This window comes from Desulfoluna spongiiphila, assembly GCF_900101345.1.
GTDB classification, from domain to species: domain Bacteria; phylum Desulfobacterota; class Desulfobacteria; order Desulfobacterales; family Desulfolunaceae; genus Desulfoluna; species Desulfoluna spongiiphila.
Genome location: NZ_FMUX01000004.1, coordinates 226,753 through 247,478 on the forward strand (window position 1 = coordinate 226,753; position 20,726 = coordinate 247,478).

The 20,726-nt window shown below is 49.4% G+C and carries 19 protein-coding genes; 6 read left to right on the top strand and 13 right to left on the bottom strand.

Features of this window, described 5'->3' with window-relative positions; translation table 11 throughout:
* Positions 1–163 precede the first annotated feature (163 nt).
* The gene (locus BLQ12_RS07760; protein ID WP_092209939.1) at positions 164–1,612 is read left to right on the top strand and encodes an amidohydrolase family protein; all 1,449 of its coding nucleotides are present in this window, start codon (positions 164–166) and stop codon (positions 1,610–1,612) included.
* 128 nt (positions 1,613–1,740) lie between these two features.
* Positions 1,741–2,301 (top strand): hypothetical protein, encoded by a 561-nt coding sequence (locus BLQ12_RS07765; RefSeq protein WP_217640259.1) that lies wholly within the window; start codon positions 1,741–1,743, stop codon positions 2,299–2,301.
* Here BLQ12_RS07765 and BLQ12_RS07770 read toward each other — a convergent pair.
* Entirely contained in the window at positions 2,288–2,821 is a 534-nt protein-coding gene (locus BLQ12_RS07770; protein WP_092209943.1) for a GNAT family N-acetyltransferase, read from the bottom strand. The two genes, BLQ12_RS07765 and BLQ12_RS07770, sit on opposite strands and share 14 nt — an antisense overlap.
* A gap of 2 nt (positions 2,822–2,823) precedes the next feature.
* On the bottom strand, positions 2,824–3,630 hold the full coding sequence (locus BLQ12_RS07775; protein WP_092209945.1) for a crotonase/enoyl-CoA hydratase family protein: 807 nt from the start codon (positions 3,628–3,630) through the stop codon (positions 2,824–2,826).
* A 434-nt stretch (positions 3,631–4,064) separates the two neighbouring features.
* Between BLQ12_RS07775 and BLQ12_RS07785 the strand changes: the two genes are divergently transcribed.
* Positions 4,065–5,186, top strand: a complete 1,122-nt coding sequence (locus tag BLQ12_RS07785; RefSeq protein ID WP_139163900.1) for a type I phosphoribosyltransferase — start codon at positions 4,065–4,067, stop codon at positions 5,184–5,186.
* Positions 5,187–5,544: 358 nt separating this feature from the next.
* Entirely contained in the window at positions 5,545–6,810 is a 1,266-nt protein-coding gene (gene codB / locus BLQ12_RS07790) for a cytosine permease (RefSeq protein ID WP_092209949.1), read from the top strand.
* 319 nt (positions 6,811–7,129) lie between these two features.
* Here codB and BLQ12_RS07800 read toward each other — a convergent pair whose 3' ends face one another.
* Entirely contained in the window at positions 7,130–7,864 is a 735-nt protein-coding gene (locus tag BLQ12_RS07800) for a DUF169 domain-containing protein (RefSeq protein WP_092209952.1), read from the bottom strand.
* Positions 7,865–8,069: 205 nt separating this feature from the next.
* Here BLQ12_RS07800 and BLQ12_RS07805 point away from each other — a divergent pair, with 205 nt between their 5' ends.
* The gene (locus tag BLQ12_RS07805; protein WP_175469577.1) at positions 8,070–9,641 is read left to right on the top strand and encodes a sigma-54 interaction domain-containing protein; all 1,572 of its coding nucleotides are present in this window, start codon (positions 8,070–8,072) and stop codon (positions 9,639–9,641) included.
* 640 nt (positions 9,642–10,281) lie between these two features.
* Complete coding sequence (aspA, locus tag BLQ12_RS07810) at positions 10,282–11,694, top strand: aspartate ammonia-lyase (protein ID WP_092209956.1); 1,413 nt, start codon at positions 10,282–10,284, stop codon at positions 11,692–11,694.
* 125 nt (positions 11,695–11,819) lie between these two features.
* Here the strand turns inward: aspA and BLQ12_RS07815 are convergent, their stop codons facing one another.
* The 10 genes from BLQ12_RS07815 to BLQ12_RS07860 all read right to left on the bottom strand — a co-directional run bounded on the left by BLQ12_RS07815 (position 11,820) and on the right by BLQ12_RS07860 (position 20,588).
* On the bottom strand, positions 11,820–12,176 hold the full coding sequence (locus BLQ12_RS07815; protein ID WP_092209958.1) for a hypothetical protein: 357 nt from the start codon (positions 12,174–12,176) through the stop codon (positions 11,820–11,822).
* A 393-nt stretch (positions 12,177–12,569) separates the two neighbouring features.
* On the bottom strand, positions 12,570–12,926 hold the full coding sequence (locus BLQ12_RS27960; RefSeq protein WP_254782020.1) for a carboxymuconolactone decarboxylase family protein: 357 nt from the start codon (positions 12,924–12,926) through the stop codon (positions 12,570–12,572).
* 138 nt (positions 12,927–13,064) lie between these two features.
* Entirely contained in the window at positions 13,065–13,523 is a 459-nt protein-coding gene (locus BLQ12_RS07825) for a GNAT family N-acetyltransferase (RefSeq protein WP_092209959.1), read from the bottom strand.
* A 102-nt stretch (positions 13,524–13,625) separates the two neighbouring features.
* Entirely contained in the window at positions 13,626–14,312 is a 687-nt protein-coding gene (locus BLQ12_RS07830; protein ID WP_092209961.1) for an SDR family NAD(P)-dependent oxidoreductase, read from the bottom strand.
* A 387-nt stretch (positions 14,313–14,699) separates the two neighbouring features.
* Positions 14,700–15,299: a LysE family translocator gene (locus BLQ12_RS07835; protein ID WP_092209963.1), complete on the bottom strand. Its 600-nt coding sequence runs from the start codon at positions 15,297–15,299 to the stop codon at positions 14,700–14,702.
* 457 nt (positions 15,300–15,756) lie between these two features.
* On the bottom strand, positions 15,757–16,191 hold the full coding sequence (locus BLQ12_RS26935) for a hypothetical protein (RefSeq protein WP_139163901.1): 435 nt from the start codon (positions 16,189–16,191) through the stop codon (positions 15,757–15,759).
* 99 nt (positions 16,192–16,290) lie between these two features.
* Positions 16,291–16,983 (bottom strand): CTP synthase C-terminal region-related (seleno)protein, encoded by a 693-nt coding sequence (locus BLQ12_RS07845; RefSeq protein ID WP_175469578.1) that lies wholly within the window; start codon positions 16,981–16,983, stop codon positions 16,291–16,293.
* Between the two features lie 748 nt (positions 16,984–17,731).
* Positions 17,732–18,298 carry a hypothetical protein gene (locus BLQ12_RS07850; RefSeq protein ID WP_092209967.1) on the bottom strand — a complete coding sequence of 189 codons (567 nt, stop codon included), beginning with the start codon at positions 18,296–18,298 and terminating at the stop codon, positions 17,732–17,734.
* A 647-nt stretch (positions 18,299–18,945) separates the two neighbouring features.
* Entirely contained in the window at positions 18,946–19,551 is a 606-nt protein-coding gene (locus BLQ12_RS07855; RefSeq protein ID WP_175469579.1) for a LysE family translocator, read from the bottom strand.
* 119 nt (positions 19,552–19,670) lie between these two features.
* Complete coding sequence (locus BLQ12_RS07860; protein WP_092209971.1) at positions 19,671–20,588, bottom strand: LysR family transcriptional regulator; 918 nt, start codon at positions 20,586–20,588, stop codon at positions 19,671–19,673.
* Positions 20,589–20,726: the final 138 nt, after the last annotated feature.

The following is a 20,726-nucleotide window of genomic DNA, read 5'->3' on the forward strand; positions in this document are numbered from 1 at the left end:
CCAGCCTTGTCTTAGGTTAGTACTTATGTTAAATCGTTTTCTGGCCGGTAGTATTCCTGTTCAGAGGGTTTCCCGATATAAGGTCCAGGCCATCGCATAAAATCGTGCCTGTGGATGCCAGCGTCGGTAGTGACGAATGTGTCGTAATGATTTGGGGAGAGACATGAAGTTTAGAATATGCACAATCATGGTTGCAATGTTGGCGATCGTCGGATGTTCGACCTTCGAGATCAAATCAAATGCCGATATTGATAATGAGCGCACAACAGCGCTGCTTTACGACGAGCTGATCAAAGGCGAAACCCCGAACACAGCTCAACTCACCCTTTTCATGTCCAAAATGCCCAAGGGTGGGGACCTGCACAATCATTATTCTGGAAGTATTTATGCGGAGACATATTTGGATTGGGTTGCCGATGCCGGTTACTGGATAGACAAAAAAACACTTCATATCAGCAAGGTAAAGACGGACACCAGTATGTCTGTTGATGAATTACGTTCTGACACCGGGCTCTACAGAACCCTGTTAACACGCTGGTCAGACAAAGACTATCAGAACCATGACCACTCACAGCCTCCCCCTGACCAGAATTTTTTCGATACCTTCGGTTACTTTGGCCCCATCGCACAGAATTACAATAAAGGGCTGATGATTTTAAAAGAGCGGGCCATCAAAGAAAATGTCAGCTTTATCGAGGTCATGCTCAAGTCTGTGGGGTACTCATATCCGGATCCGTCCTTTGATAAACTGATCAGAAAGGATGCCAGTCACGAGTCTGTTTGGGCTCATCTGGATGAACTGTCTTCGAAAATAGATACAGATGATGGGTTTAAGACGAAAATCGACGCATTCACCAAGACAATGGAAGCTGCTCACAAAGGCATCGACGATGAACACTTTATGATGCGTTACCAAACATACACATCAAGAAACAGCTCACCAAGCATTGTCTTTTCAGGCCTTTATTCCGCATTTAAAGCCGTTGACCAGTCCGATCTCCTTGTGGGCGTCAACATCGTCGGCCCTGAAAACGGTGTGGTTGCCATCGCTGATTATAATCTACACATGCAGATGTTTGCATATTTACACAAGAAATTCCAGGATGTTAACAGGGCGCTGCATGCGGGAGAGCTTACCCTTGGCATGGTGCGCCCCAAAAATCTGACCTTCCATATTTCTCAGGCAATAAGGGTCGCCAAAGCCCAGAGGATCGGGCATGGCGTGGACTTACCCTATGAAGAAGACCCCATTGGCCTGTTGCAGGAAATCAAAGAAAACGCTGCCGTGGAGATTTGCCTCACAAGCAATGAATTTATCCTTGGCGTGAAAGGCAATACCCACCCTTATCTTATCTATTCCGCCTACGGCGTCCCAATGGTTATCTGCACGGATGATTCCGGGGTATCCAGAAACAATTTGACCGGTGAGTACGTATTGCTGGCGGCACGATATAAGCCCAGTTACAAAACGGTTAAGGAGTATGTGTACAACAGCATTCACCACTCATTTCTTCCTGAAGAAGATAAAGACTCATTGGTCCATTCCCTTGACCTTCGCTTTGAAGCGTTTGAAGCCGAGATGTCCGTGTATTCAGATTCAATGCTTCAATAAACCGTGCTGTCGGGATAAGGCCCCTCCATTGAATTCGTCCTTGCGGACTCTACCCGGGAACATCCCGTCAAAGCCCGGCTTCCATCTGCCGGGCCCGCCGCATAACAACACCCCAACCACAGGTGCCCATGATGAAAAAAACACTTCTTTTACTCTCTGTCTTGTTTGCTTTCGGCTGTTCTTCCATGGACAACAAAACCGTCACCACAGCCTTAACACCGGATTGTCTCGGAAATACGGAAATTCCCGCAGTATTTAAAGACCAATTCAGAGAGGCGGATGACAGTGTGTTATTGGATCTTGCGCTGGGAGCGCCCGACAAGGGCAAACTGTGCTGGGGCCAGGTGTATGTGGCCAAAGAAAATTCAGACATTACCATCTACCGTGCGTGGAACAGCACAAACCCACACAGCAAAATGGGTCAGTGGTGGTCCTTTAGCAAGCCCATGGGGTTGGTCTCCGCCTATCGCTCGGATTGTGAAATCTGCTACCAGTGGTCCCCCCTGGACAAACTGGTGGTGGGCAGGTTGAAACCCGGAACAAAAATCGTCGTAGGCACCGGGCAGTCTGCCAAGTGTTCGGAATACCTCACCTACCCGGCGTCTGATGAGAAGCAGGTCTTTATCAAAGACGCAAACACGTCGGTGGAAACAACCTCCGATTACGACCTGGTATTCAGGTGGCGATAGCCCCACGCCCAGAAACGGGATCGACCGTCCAGAGCCCTCCGCGGGCCACAAACCCTGCGGAGGCAAGAAGACAGCAGGCCGCCTTGTTCTCCGGGTCCACATCGGCCACCAGGGGGCAATGGCCCTTTCCGTCGGAGGTGTGCTGAGTCAACGCATCCAGAAGCTCACGGCCCAGGCCCCGACGCCAGAACTGCGAAGAGAGCCAGCCCCCCGCCTCCACACGGTCCTTACCGAAAGGCAACAGCACGCAGAACCCCGCCAGCTCGTCGGTCTCCCGTATCCGAACGGTAAAGGTCGCCTGTGTGGCATCTTCCAGGGTGGAAAGCAGCCACTCCCCGGCAGACGCAGCCGAGTCGATGCCCCGTGAAAACCTCCAGACGGACGGCGAGTCAAACCCCGTCTCCATGCCTGCAACATCCGAAGGGGCAAAGGGATAAACGGCAAGGCGCGGGGTCCGGAATCCGTCCGGAAACAGGCCGGACACCGAAAAAAATTCTCTTTTGATCAGGTTGATTCCCATGGTCACTTTCCTGTAAAGCGGGGCTCTCGTTTTTCAAAAATGGCTGCAAGGGCCTCTTTGTGGTCCTCGGAGCCGTGGCACTGGGCCTGCATCAGGGCACAGGTTTCCAGAAAATCGGCAAGCTCCGTGCGCTGCCCCATCTTGAGAAGCCGCTTGGTCATGCGCAGGGCCCGGGGCGGCTTGGCCGCGATCTTTTCAGCCAGGGCAGTTGCTTCCTCCATCAACGCCCCGTGGGGGACCACCCGGGAGACCAGCCCCATCTCCAGGGCGCGCTGCGCATCGATGACCTCTGCGGTAAAGGCGAGCTCGCAGGCCTTGGCCATTCCCAGGGCCCGTGGCAGGAGCCAGGCCCCTCCGTCACCGGGAATGAGTCCCACATTAAGGAAGGTCTCCCCGAAGGTCGCCCGTTCCGAGGCGATGCGGAGGTCGCACATGAGGGTCAAATCAAAACCGGCCCCCACGGCCGGGCCGTTGACGGCCGCGATGATGGGGATCTCAAGGGACTCCATGGCAAGGGGGATTCGCTGGACATGACTCTTATAACGGGCCACCAGCTCCGGCCCATCCCCTGCAAACATCCCTTTTCGTCCGGCCATGTCCTTGATGTTGCCCCCGGAGGAAAAGGCCGGGTCACTTCCCGTCAACACGAGAACACTGACGCCGGTATCTTTGTTGACCTCATCAACCAGCCTGCAGAGTTCCTCCACCATGGCCCCGCCGGTGAGGGCGTTGCGAATCTCCGGGCGATTCAAGGTCGCCGTGACAACCCGACCGTCCCGCTCCACAAGCATCTCGGTGAAACCGTCCATAGCCTCTCCTTTCCAGGGTACCTGGCCTGCCTGCCAGAAACAGAAGCCAGGCCATCGTTGATGTGTGTGTAAGGGGCCGGAAAAACAATGCCCTCTGAGGTTAACTTTATAAAAACCGCCCCCGCAGGGTCGCCGGGCCATTGCGCCAATGCCACTGTAACAAACCAGGCCCCATATTTCACCGAAAATGAAAAATCCCGCACCATCAACAACTTGCAGGCCAAAGCGCCGGAGACAGGTGCAGGCCGCACGGTTTCCCTCACATGCGTCAGGCCCCGGTCCATTTTTTCACCCTCCTTTTGGGACAGAGGGCTTGACACCGACGGAATCTCCGATTAAAAAGCGTAAGCTCGCAGCATGGTGCTCTTTTATCGGCACCGGCAAGGGGTACCCGTCATCGCGCGGGTTTTTTTGTGCCCGGAGAAAACCTTACCGTGCAACACCCTTTGCCGCACACAGCGGAAACGCCCTTCAGCGTCACCGGTTCGCATGTCGCCTTAACCAAGCGCCCTGCGGCGGGCTCCGCCATGGCAGACCATGGCGGATCGTACAACGCCCAAGGAGAACTGCCCATGCTGCACCCCGTCGTCAACACACCCGAATGTGCCATTCACCGCATTGATGATCATACCCCGTCAACGGTCAACCGACTTGTTGTCTCCACCCCGGAAACACGTGCCATCGCCAACGATCCCAAAGTCATGGGGGTCGATTACACCCGGCGCCTCAAGACCGCCTGCACGCGCATCCTGTCCATCCTGAATACCGAAAAGCGAACCTGCCTCACCGAGGACGAGACCATTGTCTTCGATATCCTGCGCGGCGGCCTGAACTTCGGCCTCCGGGAAGCCCTGGCCGACGCCTTTGGCTGGAACCGCCACGGCTGCTCCTTTATCAGCGCCCAGCGCGCCCGCGTGGACGGCGATCCCGAGAACTGGCACATCATGGAGAGCGAGTACAGCAAGGTCTACATGCCCAAAACCGCCAGCATCGTCATCGGCGATGTGGTGGCCACCGGCACCAGCCTGGAACACGCCATGAAGGCCCTGGTGGCCGAAGCCGAAAAACAGGGAACCGCCTTGCGCTCCATCGTCTTTTTCACCTTCGGCGGGCCCCGCGCCGAGGAGATCCTGGAAGCTGCCGACGCCATGTGCCGCAAGCGGTTTCCCTCCTACGAAGGCACCACCCTCATCTACCTGGAAGGCCGTTTTGTGGTCCCCACGGAAGAGACGCCCCTCACCATCAAGATCACCGGCACCGACCTTCTGCGCAAGGGCGCCCTCATGGCACCGGAGTTCATCGAGTCCCAGTACGAAGAGCCCTCCTACCCCATCCAGCGCTGCGCCGTCTACGACGCCGGATCCCGTGCCTTCTGGACCCCGGAGTACATCGCGGACCTCACGGAATACTGGGGCGAAACCCTGGCCCTGGCTGAAAAAGGCATGGGCTTTGCCGAGCTGCTCGAAGAGCGCTTCCCCGAACTCGACGCGAACCGTTTCTCTGAAGTGGACCTGAAACGGATCTGCCGGAAGCAGATATCACAATTGGACGCTTGATAGAAAAAAACGCCTCCGGCGGCCCTGCCGGGGGCCAAACTTTTGAAAAGTTTGACAAACAGGTATTTATAATAAAACGCGCGCCTGACGTTTACGGTAACCTCCACCCATCATGATGATTCGTTTGCAGCCGAAAAGTTTTTACGGGGCTTTTTTCAACAAACGACCCGCCGGAGGCATGCATTTAGCTCAACGTATGATGGACTCGGTTCTTAGCCGCTTTTCACGGGCAAAGCACGTCAGCAAATGGGACGTACCTGAGGAACGAAGGCACGGAGCATTTGCGAACCCGGGGTGCAGGGGATTTATCCCCTGCCCGCCAGAGGCACGATTTTTGTACATATTTTAGGAGAAACAGATGAAGAAAGACCACACAACAGACGCTGATTTCGCCCTCACCCATGTCGCCGATTCCCACCGCAAAGGGTTCTGGCCCATGCTGGTGGTGATGCTCGGCTTTACCTTTTTTTCCGCCAGCATGTGGTCCGGCGGAAAGCTCGGCACCGGCCTGACGGCCTGGCAGCTCATCGCCACGGTGATGACCGGCAACCTGCTTCTGGGCTGCTACACGGGCCTGCTTGCGGCCATCGCCGCCAAAACCGGTCTCTCCACCCACTTGCTTGCCCGATTCTCCTTTGGGGAAAAAGGTTCTTACCTCCCCTCCTTTCTCCTGTCCATCACCCAGGTGGGATGGTTCGGCGTAGGGGTTGCCATGTTCGCCCTGCCCGTCCAGAAGGTCACCGGCTGGAATATCCACGCCCTCATCCTGGCCTCGGGCCTTGTCATGACGGCCACGGCCTGGTTCGGCATCCGGGCGCTGACCATCTTAAGCTTCATTGCCGTGCCTTCCATCGCCGTCCTGGGCAGCTTCTCCGTGGGCAAGGCCTTCACCGACTTCGGCGGCCTGGACGCCTGGTTTTCCATGGTCCCTGCCGAGCCCATGGGCCTGTTCACCGCCATCGGCATCTGCGTGGCCTCCTTCATCAGCGGCGGCACCCTCACCCCGGACTTCACGCGGTTTTCCAAGAACACCAAAACCGCCGTCTCCACCACGGTCATGGCTTTTTTCCTCGGCAACAGCCTCATGTTTCTCTTCGGCGCCGTGGGAGCGGCCTTCTACCAGCAGGCGGATATCTCCGACGTGCTCCTGAAACAGGGCATGATCGTCTGGGCCATGGTGATCCTGGGCCTCAACATCTGGACCACCAACGACAACGCCCTTTATGCCTCAGGCCTCGGTTTCTCCAACATCACCGGCCTGCCCAAAAAATGGGTGGTCCTGGCCAACGGTGTGGTGGGAACCCTTGCCGCCCTTTACCTCTACAACAACTTTGTGGGATGGCTCGCCTTTCTGAACACCATGCTCCCCTCCATCGGCGGCATCCTCATCGCAGACTACTTCATGGTCCGAAAGCGCCTCTACGGCCACCTGGATAAAACCCGCTTCGAAACCATCCGCCCCACCGCCATCCTGGCCTGGGCCGCAGGGGTGGCAGCCGCCAGGGTGATCCCCGGCATCGCCCCGGTCAACAGCGTCCTGGCCGCCGTGGGTGTCTACCTCGTGGCTGAACATGTGATGGGACTCATCAAAAACGGTGAGAGGCCTGAGAGCGAGGCGGCTTAAGCCGCACAGCTCTTTAGCCCGGACATTTCATGAGAAAAAGTTAGATATTTCATAAATACAAAATGTAACTCACCGTCTTCGGCCCGTTTTTCTCACCCTTCGGGCGATCCGAGTGCGCCCATCTTCTGCGTTATCATAGCTTTGAGGTAAGCCACTACATCTACAGCTCTGATGCCTTGAATATGGGCACACTCGACTCGTGAAAGATCCGGGTTAGCGATACAGATAAAACGCGAAAAACCGATGCCCGCACTCTCGTGGGCATCGGTTTTTTTATGCCTGATCACGCCTGTATACCTTTGATCCGGCGACAAAGAGATCAAAACCCTTTAGGATTGCTGAAGTTTTTATCAAGAAAGCTGCCTTCGATGTTGTTCGCCATTTCAACAAAACGAGTGGAAGGCAACGAAAAGGACACCATGTCTTCAGGAACAAAATTCCTGACCATGGGCTCCATGAACCCGACGATACTCCTGGGGTGCTCTTGAAATTTTTCATTATAGGGAAGTGTAAAGACAGACTGACACCCTGAACAATTGGGAATCAACACATTGTCCATCAAACTGGCCGTGCTGTCGTAGCCTGACAGGGTGACCAGTTTTGTCAGGTTGGTGAGATCCGCCGGAAAAATATTTACAACCTCAATTTCCCTGTTTTTATCGACCATTTCGAGTTGTTCCATGTACAGATATTTTTCTTTTGGCGGCTGAATAAGGGTTGCCGACTCACGGGTATATGCCTTTGAAAGCTCGAGATTCTTAAAAAACCGTTCGGTTTCCGCTAAAAATACACCTCCGTCATCTTCCAGTTCTCCAAAACCAAAATACTCCGTTGAACCGGTGCATGCCTTCCCGTTATCCTCTGAAAAACGGATTCTTTTTCCCTGTTTCGTAACCATTTTCAGATACATGAACATGCATACCCAGCGGTCTTTCTGGTAAACAAAAGAATCGTCTATCTCTTCAGGCGAAAAATACCAGCCGATGGCAGGGTAATTGAAAGACACGACTTCTGAAAATTTCCTCAGGCTCTCTTTTACTATTTCTGAATTCATTTAAGATTCCCCTTGTGTTTAAAAGTTGATATCTATTGTTTCAAAAGATATGCCAAAATATAAGGGTCTGTAAATACAGCTATTATCAACACCAATACCCCAAAACAACGATATTAAATGGCTTTCGGCTACTAAATTTCGTGGCTACATGATAAACTATTTAATATCGTGGTTATTTTGTCTGGTTCACATGAAGGGGGTTCAGATGACGGTTGATAAACACCGATTTTTCCGAAATGTAACGCTAAGCCTTTGCAGCAGCCTTGACCTTGAAAAGGCGCTCTTTAAGTGCTTTCATTATATCAGGAAATACATCCCGGCAGATGGTCTTCAATTCGATATTACCGAACCTAACGGCGCCACACTCAGTATTGTCAGGGTAACAAAAGAAGGGGTCGAAATTCAGGACATTCTTATTCCGTTCTCACCGGAGTCCATAGAAGAAGAGCAAAGGTATTATGAAAAAAAAGAGAATAAAAAAATTGACGATGTCCTGATTTTCAATGCACCGAGCATAAATCCCATCAGTAAGGATTTTGCCAAAGTCCTTAACCTCAAGGAAGCATCCAACCTTATCCTGCCGGTGGACTTTGAGGACAGTTTTCCTGCAACAATTTCCCTGTACACTTTTTCTCAACATGCCTACACAGCAGACCATGCAAAGCTTCTTTCAGCAGTAAAGGAACCCTTTTCGATGGCCATGTCCAATGCACTGAGGCACCGTGACGTACAGAACCGGTCGGAAAATTTCAAGAAAGAGACCCAGAGGCTCTACCTTGAACTGATGGAAATCTCAGGGGATAAAATCATAGGCGCGGAGTCCGGCTTAAAAGAGGTCATGACCCTTGCCCGGCATGTGGCTGAAGTGGAAAGTCCCGTGATGCTTCTTGGAGAGACAGGCACAGGCAAAGATGTCATTGCAAATGCTATCCACCAGTTTTCAAAAAGACACGAAGGACCGGTTGTCAAGGTCAACTGCGGGGCTATACCGGAAAATCTGATAGACTCTGAGCTGTTTGGCCATGAGAAAGGCGCATTTACCGGTGCTGTTTCCCAAAAAAGAGGAAAATTCGAACGCGCTGACTCCGGCACTCTTTTTTTAGATGAAGTCGGCGAACTCTCCCTGGTTGCCCAGGTCAGGTTGTTACGGGCTATCCAGTTCAAGGAGATTGAACGCCTGGGAGGCACCCGAACAATTCCTGTGGATACACGTATTATTGCCGCAACCCATCGAGATATGGATGAGTTGATTAAATCCGGCACATTTCGTGAAGATCTCTACTTCAGACTAAACGTTTTCCCTATTCGCATTCCCCCTTTAAGGAAGAGAAAAGAGGATATCCCGGCCCTCGCCCATTACTTTATCGAAAAAAAAGCCAAAGATTTAAATCTTTACCCGCCTCAAAGACTGGCCCCCCGGGCCATGGACCAATTGATGGATTATGACTGGCCCGGCAATGTACGTGAACTTTCGAATGTCATAGAAAGAGCGTTGATTCTAAACCGCAACACCCCACTCACCTTTGACAACCTGCATATCAACTCTGCCACACATAACGCCACGGAAATCCCTATGGATAAAAACGATGATGACATTATCCCCTTTGATGACATGATTTCACACTACATCGTCAAGGTTTTAAAACGCACAGGCGGGCGCATAGAAGGCCCCAATGGCGCTGCAAAACTCCTGAGCATGAAACCGAACACCCTGAGAAGTAAAATAAAAAAGCTCAACATCCGGTTCGATAAAACAAAAGCCAAAAGGCCCTCGTAGGGTTGGGACATCGCCGCAAGGGATATCATTCCGTAAACCGCTTCATGGACAACATGCCGTCCACGCGCCTCCTTGAAACTTTTTCTCCCCCCACATCACTGTGGCATTGTGACCATGCAAATCCAGATCACCCAGGCTGCTGTGATCGCAATTTTCGATGGCTGAATCATCAGAAGAGGAACGGGTTCGATTGGCACCAAGCCGTCGGCGTCAGTTCCCGTGGGGGTAAACCCGGGAATTAAAAAATACGGTCCCTCACCATACGATCCCGCCAAACCGCCTGTGTGACGGGGAGATACCCATGCCTATAGAGGCTGATCGCCGATTCATAGCGGTCTGTTTTTCTGCAAAGCCAAAACAAATCATTCTAAAAATAAGCAAAAAAATTAACAATGCTATTTTAGTATGTTAGTTCCCTGCGAGGCGATTCCAAAGAGGATCGTATCAAATATGCATGCCTGCCCCCTTCTCTCAAGCGGCAGTTTCTGTTAGCTGAAGGAAAGAAATGAAGTGAATGGGATCCAGTACACGGAACCACCCTGTACCCTATTGATATGTTCCCCGGTAGAGCAACATGTGCGTACATGTATGGTGTAGGCCCCGGGAAACAGGAACACAGTGATAGTAAGAAGGAAATGCAGTGAAAAGTTATCGTCTTGAGCATGATTGCATCGGTGAAAGAGAAGTCCCCTGTGAATGCTATTACGGCATCCAGACCCTGAGAGCTGCTGAAAACTACAAAATCAGCAACATTCCCATCAGCCATTATCCCCAGCTGATCGACTCCCTGGCATATATCAAAATGGCCGCAGCCCAGGCCAACTGTGAGCTGGGGTTGCTGGAAGAAGACAAGTCAAAACACATCACACTGGCCTGTGAAAAGATCCTGGAAGGGAAATACTACGATCAGTTTGTGGTCGACGTGATCCAGGGCGGTGCAGGAACCTCCACCAACATGTGCGCCAACGAGGTCATCGCCAACCTCGGCCTGGAAGGCATGGGCCACCGCTGCGGTGAGTACGAGTTCCTGCACCCGAACATTGATGTGAACATGTCCCAGTCCACCAATGACGTGTACCCCACAGCCATGCGTATCACCTTGATTGCCAAAATACGCCAGCTTATCGAGGCCATGGCGTTTTTGAAAAAGTCCTTTGAAAAAAAGGCCGAGGAGTTCAAGGACATCATCAAGATGGGGCGTACTCAGCTCCAGGACGCCGTGCCCATGACGTTGGGACAGGAATTTTCCGTATACGCCGTGATGCTCGGCGAAGACATGATGCGCCTGCAGGAAACCACGGACCTGGTGCGTGAGATCAACATGGGGGCCACCGCCATCGGCACGGGTTTGAACGCCCATCCCGAGTATGCGGATCTGGTGACGGAGAAACTGTCCAACCTGCTGGGCATTAATCTGGTCAAAGCCGAAAACCTGGTGGAAGCCACCCAGGATACCGGAGCGTATGTCCAGCTTTCCGGAGTACTTAAGCGTGTGGCGGTAAAAGTCTCCAAAATCTGCAATGACCTGCGATTGATGTCTTCCGGTCCCCGTTGCGGTTTCAACGAAATCAACCTGCCCCCCATGGCCCCAGGGTCTTCCATCATGCCGGGCAAAGTCAACCCCGTCATTCCCGAGGTGGTCAATCAGGCCTGTTTCTACGTGGTTGGTGCAGACATGACCGTCACCATGGCCTGCGGCGCCGGTCAGCTGGAACTCAACGTCATGGAACCGGTTATCGCCCACAGCCTGTTCAGCTCTCTCATGTACCTGCACAACGCCTTTGAAACCCTGGCGACCCGATGTATCGACGGCATAACCGCCAACGAGGACGTCTGTCGCAACTACGTCCGCAACAGCATCGGCCTGGTCACGGCCTTGAACCCCTATATCGGCTATGAAAAGTCCACAGAAGTGGCCCACGAGGCCCTTGCCTCCGGCACGTCAGTGTACGACATCGTCCTTGCCAAGGGGTATATGAAAAAAGAGGATCTGGACGACATCCTCTCCCCTGAGAACATGATCAAGCCCCGGTATTTCCATAAAAAAGATTAGGGTAACGTAAAAGCCCCCGGCGTATCATGGCCGGGGGCTTTTGTGTTCTGTGGGAGAAAAGGGAGGACAGGTGCTATCAGGAGCCATGACGGACCGTTCGTCAAGGCGCGCTCCCTTTTCATAATTTATGTGTCATGTCTATCCACTTCGTTTAGCGTAAAAACATCTTTATTTGATTCAAAGAGGAAACCGATAACAGGAATAAAGGCTAAGTACATTTTCCCTTCAGATAGTGCCCCACCGAACGATGCCCAATATTCTCCATAATGTGTAAGTCTTCTTATCGTTGCGTTGTGTGCAAGCCAAAATGAGCAAAAAAAATACCATACCAAAACAGGTACGATTAATACGAAATTGATTATAGTTGGTAAGTTATCCAATATCGGTAACAGAAAAATTAGCAACAATACATAAGGAAACGGGAAAAAGCTTAGTATCAGCTCATAGCTCACAAATGTAATGATATAGCTTATAGCATCCATCGTAAACTCCTTTGGGAAACATAACGAGTATGCCGGTTCCATTGCATGTAAACTTTGGCCCGCCCTCTTAGCCCGGATATTCCACAGTAACAATCTACAACCCATCATGGCTTTCGACTGATCGTTATTTCATGAAATATCCGGGTTAGGGTAAACCGTTTCAACGGGGCCCATTCGCCTGCTGAACAGAACCCACCCTTGAGTTTGTTAAACCGCAGAATGCTTCGACTGACAGGCATACGTATCTGATCTAAGGGCGTTACAAGACGATTACATTGTTTGTGGGCGATCTTTTTCCGGAAAAATACGTAAACATGATCTCACAAACCCGAATTTCCTCATTTTTAGCGCAAAATACTGCAAATAAGCCAAATGTACAGCACTTTTCCCTGTTCACTTTTTGTCGGCATCTATCATACCAATCTCTTTCAATAACTCCATAACAATGGAAATCTTTGACCCTGCCATGGTCCCACCAAGAGAAAGCATAACAGAGCAGGTTTCCATGATCTCATCTCGTGTTGCCCCTGCATCAATAGCCTTTTGTGTCTGTCCTAAAATACAACCCTTACACCCCATCACTATGGCTGCACCCATTGCCATCAGCCGCTTGGTCTTCGTGTCCAGAACGCCAGGCTCATACGTTTTCTTGTAATGGGCTTGGTATTGTTCCCCCTGTTCCCCTTGCCAATCGATCAACTCCCAGAAATTATCACTGATCTGGTTGTACTCTTCTCTTAAATCCCCCATTATATATTCCTTTTTTAAGGTTTGAATACTTGAGCTATAAAGTGATGGTGCAGAAGCCCCTACCGAACCTGTAGAATACTCTCATTTCCAAGAGCACTCCAATGCCATTCGGTTTGGCCCCTCTCAAACAAGCAATTGTTACCGAGATGTTTTTTGCATATGAAGCAGTTCAACGCCCTGAGATGTTTCTGATTGAGTATAAATCGTGTAACCCAGCTTTTCATACAGACGGATGTTTCGACTACTTTTTATGCCCGTAAATAATTTGAAGGTAACTTTTTTATCAGCAATTTGCTCAACCCGTTTCATCAAGATGGTTCCAACGCCCTGATTCTGAAAATTCGGATCCACTATCAGACGTTCTATGTCAATTTCATTACCATCAACCGTGAAGCGTACAGAACCTACGATTTTGCTATCGATTTCAGCTTTTAAGAACACTTTTTCTTCGAACTCATCTTTCAATGATTCCAACGTTTGAATCAATGGTGGCAATTTGTAATTATTGTAGATTTTTGCTTGCCCTTCAAATGCGGATTTTTGGATTTTCCAAATTTGGAAAGCATCTGACACATCTGCCTTTGCAATCGAAATCATATCAATATTTCCATCTCCGAGAGAACGCCAACGCTAAAATGAGTTTTTATGCAAATAACCACCGCAGCGTTTTGGCATCACCTGCAGCCTATAGTTGGGCCTTTACCGGTAATTCGTCCCATTGTTCAAATCAATAACTTCGCCGTTAATGGATGCAGGTGCATCTGTTGCGAGCCAACAGACTGTCTCTGCCACCTCTGCAACTGAACAGAATCGTTGTGTGATGGTAGCGGTTTTTAAACGTTCTTTTCGATCCTGAGGAATGTTCTTCATCATGTCTGTATCCACAGGCCCGGGAGCCACCGAGTTTGCAACGACACCTGTTGGACCGAATGTTCTTGCGATTGAGCGCATGGCATTCATAATTCCTGCTTTAGAAATACCATACCAAATGTCAGGATGGCCGATTTCGCCAGCAATTGACCCCATGCTCACGATCCGGCCTCCACCAATACTGGCCATTTTCTCGGCCATGCGGATGCTAAGTCGCACGGAAGTAACCTGATTAACGTTGAGGATATGATGAATATCGTCTTGGCAGTAGTCGCTTGCCGTCTTGGTATTCATGATTCCAGCGTTATTGATGAGCACATCGGCATGACCGATCTTGTCAACAACCTGGGTTGTCTGTTCGTAATCTGAAATATCCGCTGTCCAGGAGATGACCCCATCCGCCGGGGAATCGATCCCCGATCTGGACAAAACATGAACTTCAAAGCCTCTGGCCAAAAGTTTTTTTGATATTTCGAAGCCGATTCCTCGGTTACCGCCAGTTACAATTGCCTTCATTTTTTTCCTTAGAATATACAAAGTAGGTATGCTGCCAAACGAGCCTGTAGAATAGTCCCTTTAATCAGAATAGCCGCTATACTCATTCGATTGATGGTATTATCACGCACTTTCCAGGACAATGGAGGACCTTTTGTCCTATGTCAGCCCCCTTCTCTCTGAATCATTCGGCTGACAGCCGTGTACCCATCTGGCAAATTGTGTTTGGAAAGTGAAAAGCGATTACATCACCTATGTTCGACTTATCCCATGATTATAGATGAATCGCCACTTACCGGCCTAAATATTACCTTTTCAGAAACCAAAATCTGATCGAGAGCCCAAAATGTCAAATGTGTAGGTGCGGCCCCCTTCTTTGGGTCCTATCTTTGCAGAAAATTTTTATTTTTATGGTTGTTTGAATTGAGCATACAACAAGAAAGCAGCTGTAAAGATTAGCAATCCACCCATTATTTTATTGAAAAAAATTATTCTAAGTTCATTTTTCAGAATTACAGTAACTTTGTTTCCTAATACAGACCATGCAAAAAGAGATAAGTAGCAAACTACAAAATAGATTAGAGAAAAGGTAATAAATATTCTATTACTGATTGGTGATGAAAACATTGAAACACCTGCCATACAAGCCAGCCATGCTTTTGGGTTTAACCACTGCATAAGAAACCCTTGAATGAAAGTAGGCCTATTTTGCTCTTCGATATTTAACTCTGGATTTGACCTCGCTATGAGATAACCCATGTAGATAATAAACACGGAACCCGCAATACCAAGATATTTTAGAATAAATGGATATAGATTGATTGTTCTATAAAAACCCAAACCAACAAAGAGCAAGAGCATTGTAAAACCAATAGTCGCACCAGAAACAAACGAAAAAGTCCTTCGTATACCATAGCTAACACCAGATGAAATTATTACCATGTTTACTGGGCCAGGTGATATTGACATTGCCAATGAGAATGTAAACATTGCTATAAATAGTGACATATTACCCCAAATAACTTGTTGAAATTCAGGTCCAAACGAGCCAGCAGAATAACTCTTTTAAAAAGAACACCTCTACAGGCTGAATTTTATAAAAGTTTTTCGGCTCCATCACAAAAAGTGCTCACGCAACATTTCGCTATCATCAACGTGACGACAGTGAGCTTCTCGACCAGCTTCCTCTTACTCAACGCCAGGCATATCGCTAAACGCCTGTGTAGGGGACAGCCCCACACATTTTACACAAGCTTTTTCTTGACATTCTTTTGTGCAAGGCTTCCGCCAAAGCGCGGAATTGGCTATTCCGAAGGAGGGCTCCACCCTTCAGGAAGACAATGACATCAAACCTATCCCATACTGAATATGCAAATCGGTTGATTTGGAATATAACGCACAAATATTATAAATAATTTTATTTTGCCAAATGTGTAGATCTGATCCCTTCTCCTCAGGCGCATTCTTAGCAGCAGATTGTTGCATGTTTTCTATGCCACAATATTGTCGAAAATAGTTTAATTGATTCTGTTGCAGCCATAAGAATAGCACCAAGAATTAACGGTGGTTCCACAAACAAGTATTTGAGCGGCCAGACAACAAAAAACATTGATGGTGAAACACTGAGCACTCTGAAAGGTAACTGTAGGTAACTTACAAATACACCGGGTTTTTTCACCCTAAAAAGGAGAATACCTAAGACAACAAACGAAACATAAAAAATGATACTTGTGACCGACATGAAAACTGGCAACAGATTTCCGAACGATTTAGAAACAGCAATAGAGCCTAATAAATCGGACCAAAACGGGATGCGGCCATTTGTAATGGAGAATACAACATACCAGGCAACAAAGCTTAGATCGAGCAGTCCCCAAAATTTGATTGCCTTATCAGACATGATAATATTTCATTTCCTAGCTGCTAACACGCTAATCAGCCGCGCGGCTTTTTCCGTCGGCTGAATTAGCTTGGTTAGGGTGAAATAGATTATTATTACTCACTTTAAACAGACAGCATTCACAAAACCATTGATTATAGGATGTGGAGAACCCGGCAACGATTTGGTCTGAGGCACAAACAAGGTAATCAGAAAAAAATTATTACTCGGTATTTCAATGATACGGATCTCATCATCTTGATCTACACCGGAAACAGCTATCTGAGGATGAGCCAGATGTTGCTTGAATTCAGGGTTAATGCTAAAATTACAATAATAGTTTTCTTTTGTTTCATTACAGCCGTACAGTTTGTGAGCAAGTGTGTTTTTTTTGAGATAGACATCCATGCTTTTCCCTGCAAGTGAGCATACCAATTTATTGACAAAAAGGCTTGAGGACTGAGAATCATATTCCTCATGCTGCGCTTCTTCAATTCCAAGTATATTCCTTGCAAGTTCAATAACAGCATGCTGAAAGCCCGCACAAGTTCCTAAGTGTGGAATATCGTTCAATCGTGCATAAGTGATGGCATACAATGCGCCGTCGAAGCTTTTAAAAGGACTACCAGGTGCGCTCCAAATTCCAGCATATTTTTTCAGTATCTGGTCTTTTTCTTTTTCAATGCTTTCAGTGTCTATCCACTCATACTCGAAATCATACTCATCATTCAAGTAATCAAGAGCTTTGTTCAAGGAAGTATGGGGATCGAAATTCTCATAATATTCCCCAATGACCGCAATTTTAGGTTTCATTCGTTCTCCATTCATTTACATTTATTCGCCATGGTAGATAGGCCCTAACGAGCCTGTAGAATAACCCCATTTTCAGGAATGCCTCTCCAGGCTGATTTTAAAGAAAGCTTTCAGACGGCTGCCACAATTCAACTAACGAAATTTATCACGCCATATCTGATCTTTATGGAACCTCACTTGCCGGAGCAGGCCCTCATTTTGCTGCCATAGATACGACCGCCGCAGGCTTCCCAATCAGATTTTACTTGATCAACACCAAGCATAGCGCGCCAGCTTCCCTATGTTGTGAACCATGGCAAAAAGTTTCCAATGCGTATCGACTTTGGCCCGCCCTCCCAGGGCAAACCGATTCAACACGAAGGCGCCCCTGATGTTGCAAAGACCTTTTCTATAGTGTCCATACGCTGCTGTACCGGGACTTGCCCTTGGGTGTTTCGAAGCGTTTAATCATCCGACTGAAGCCGTGTCCATCTAACGCATGGTGTTTGTAAAAACGGTCACATACCTATGCTTGACTTTTTTCCCGCGAATACACTTACTAATGAGGCCGAATCCCAGTCGACATAGTAATTGCTTCAGCGGGCATTATATTCAGGGCCTTATGGCGCACCAAATGTCGGGTGTAATATGACCCAATTAGTAAATCAACACTTACGGGTCTTGATATTGCCATTTTGGAAACCAAAATCTGATTAATGGCCAAAATGTGAAATGTGTAGGTGCGACCCCTTCTTTTTGTGGTTAGGCTCTATTTTGTACAAACATCAAATGCTTCTGTTTTAAAACTCAGAATGTCTACACACTCAGGGTTTGTGCATGTAATTATTTTTTGGAGTTCATCTTCAGAATAGTGCCTACGTAAATTTTTAATTATCATTAATGCTGTTTGGTAGTATCTACACTTATTATTTTCAGTTTCAAGATATGATTCTAATTTTTGTTGAGAAAGTAGAGCTACTTTTTCCGCTTGCTCTTTTTCAGAGTTAACTTGGACAAGTTGAGATTCATACTTTTGCATTGTTCGGTCCAACCTTCTTTGAATATCTTCTATAATTTCGTTATTATGCGTAATTCTCGAAATTTTAAGTTGCTCAGATTTGTATTTTTGAGAAAAATAGTTTTTTTGTATATTTTTGATAAATTTGATATCTGTCTGCCAAACACCATCAATATTCCAAAGAAGTATACAAATCAAAAAAATCAAACTACTTAAATCCCATAAAAAACTTGAAAATCCATTCTGATTGTTTTTTACTTTTTTAGCAGTTTCAGTTTTTACATTATCGTTCATGTTTTCTACATTCTCATCTTCCAACTTCTAAACTCCTTAATGTTACATTTTACGTAATACTAAGCCTAACAATTATTATCCGACATTTCTGTCCGATAATCCCCTCTCAGGGACAAATAAGGACAAAACTGTCTGATAATCCAGCTATGGCAAGATTATCGGACAAGGCTGTCCGATAATCCGACTAATTCCAGTTTTTTCGGACACTGCGCAACTACGTTTGCGTTTCTCTCCATCAACAATGTTCCATTAAAATCCACAATACGAATGCAATGCCCCATCCGGTACCTTACCTGGCTGGCACAACGAATTCAGTCATTCATCCAAACGCCATTAAATTCTTACTCTTTGAGCGTTACAAATGCAAGAGAGTAATGGGCTGTAAAAACCAGACTAACAAAATTGGATATATCATTGTAAATAGGGGGGGGGTATACAGATGGATATGGTGCCTTTTATCTGGTTTTCCCCGCTCATGTGGATTCGGGTGTATAGCGAAGCGTTTGCCGCACAGGAGTGCGGCGCTCCATTTTTACAGAGGGATTGAGATCAGCGGTGGAGTGTGGACCCTTTCACCAAACGACAATCGGCACCTACCCCACAAAAGGAGGATAAACCGTTTCTACAACCCGCTTTCGAGGTGGCTCACCTCGCCGCCGGAGGCTTGTTGTTTACCCGGCGACCATCAGCACCGCAAGGCCGCAGAGAACCACGCCGCAGCCCCGTGATATGGGGTTCTGGAATCGCTCGTAGCGGGTTCTGAAGGCCGGTCTGTCCAGGAGCATGGAGAAGAGCGTCCAGACCACGATGGCCTCGACGATCAGGGCTAGGCCGAAGAGGGCCCGGATGCCTGTGGGGGTTTCGGGGGCGAGGAGTTGGGAAAAGACGCTGAGGACAAACAGGGTGACCTTGGGGTTAAGCAGGTTGCAGAAGAGGCCGTCTCGAAAGGCCTGGCCAAAGGGGGCCGAGGATCTCTGATTGGCATCGAAGGTGAGGCCGGAGTTGCCGGTGAGGCAGCGGATCCCCACGTAGAGAATGTACGCGGCCCCGGCGTACCGGATGGTGTTGAAGAGAACGGGACTGGTACGGATGAGCACGGCAAGGCCCGCAACGGACAGTGTCACATGGAAGGTGAAGCCGAGGCAGATGCCCAGGATACAGGCCATACCGGCCCGGAGCGAGGTGGTGGTGTGGCGGAAGATCAGCATCATGTCGGGTCCGGGGGAGAGCTGGGCGGCCAGGGCCACCCCCAGGACGACCACAAGGGATTCGAACATTATCGGGTACTCCGTGTTGTCATGGTTGGGTAACAATCTGAAAGAGAAACGATAACCCAATGGAGACATGATGTAAAACACATACCCGGAATACAGGAGATTCCAAGACGGAATACCTTTTAGTGGGAATAGTCGGAATCCTGCAGCTGCTCCACAAGCTTCCGGCGCAGCCAGGCGTGGGCTGCATCCCGCCTGTAGCGCTCATGCCAGAGAAGGCCGTAGCGAAACGGGGGGACCTCAAAGGGCAGCGGGAACACGTCGGCGTCGTACCGCCGGGCAAGGTGACGGGCGATATGGGCGGGGATGGTCAGGATAAAATCACTCTGGGCCACCACCTCCATGGCCGAGGCAAACAGGGAGGTCTCAAGGGCCACGGTGCGCTGCCTGCCCAGGGCGGAAAGGGCCCGGTCAATGGGTCCGGCCTTGTCGCTGCCGCCGGTCACCACCACATGGGGTGCCTTCAGGTAGCCCTCCATATCGCAGTTCCGGGCCAGGGGGTGCCCCTTGGCCCCCACACAGGCAAAGGAGTCCGTGCCGACCCAGCGGCACACCACCCCCGGCGGAAGGGGCCCCTCCCCTTCTATGGCACTTGCCACCTGGATGCGGTTCTCCACCAGCTCTTCCACCACGGTGTCGGAGCGTTCTGTGACCAGGGAGACCCGGATGCCCGGGGCCTCCGCATGGATAGAGCAGAGAAGATCGGGGAGCACGAACTGGGCCACGTAATCGCTGACGGCAAGGGTAAACCAGCGCCTGCACCCGGCCGGGTCAAAGGGCGCCTCCGAGGCCATGGCGGCCAGCTCGCCCAGGATCACCTCCAGCCTCGGGCGGATGGCTTGGGCCCGTTCCGTCAGTTCAAGGCGGTTTCCCACCCGCACGAGCAGATCATCTGAAAACGCTTCACGAAGTTTTCCCAAGATCTTGCTCATGGCCGACTGGCTCACCCGCATCCGCGCAGCGGCCTTGGTGACATGCCCCTCTTCCAAAAGCAGCCCCAGGGCCTTTAAATGAGACGGCGACAACGAGTCCACAGACATAACCCAACTCCTTTATCCATTCATAACAGGCGGTGATTCAATAAGCGGCGGTGCAAAAATATAACTCACAAAAGCCATGCCTTCTATGGTTAACGTGGGTGGAAAAAGCTTGCCTCCCGCGGCGAGGTGAGCCACCTC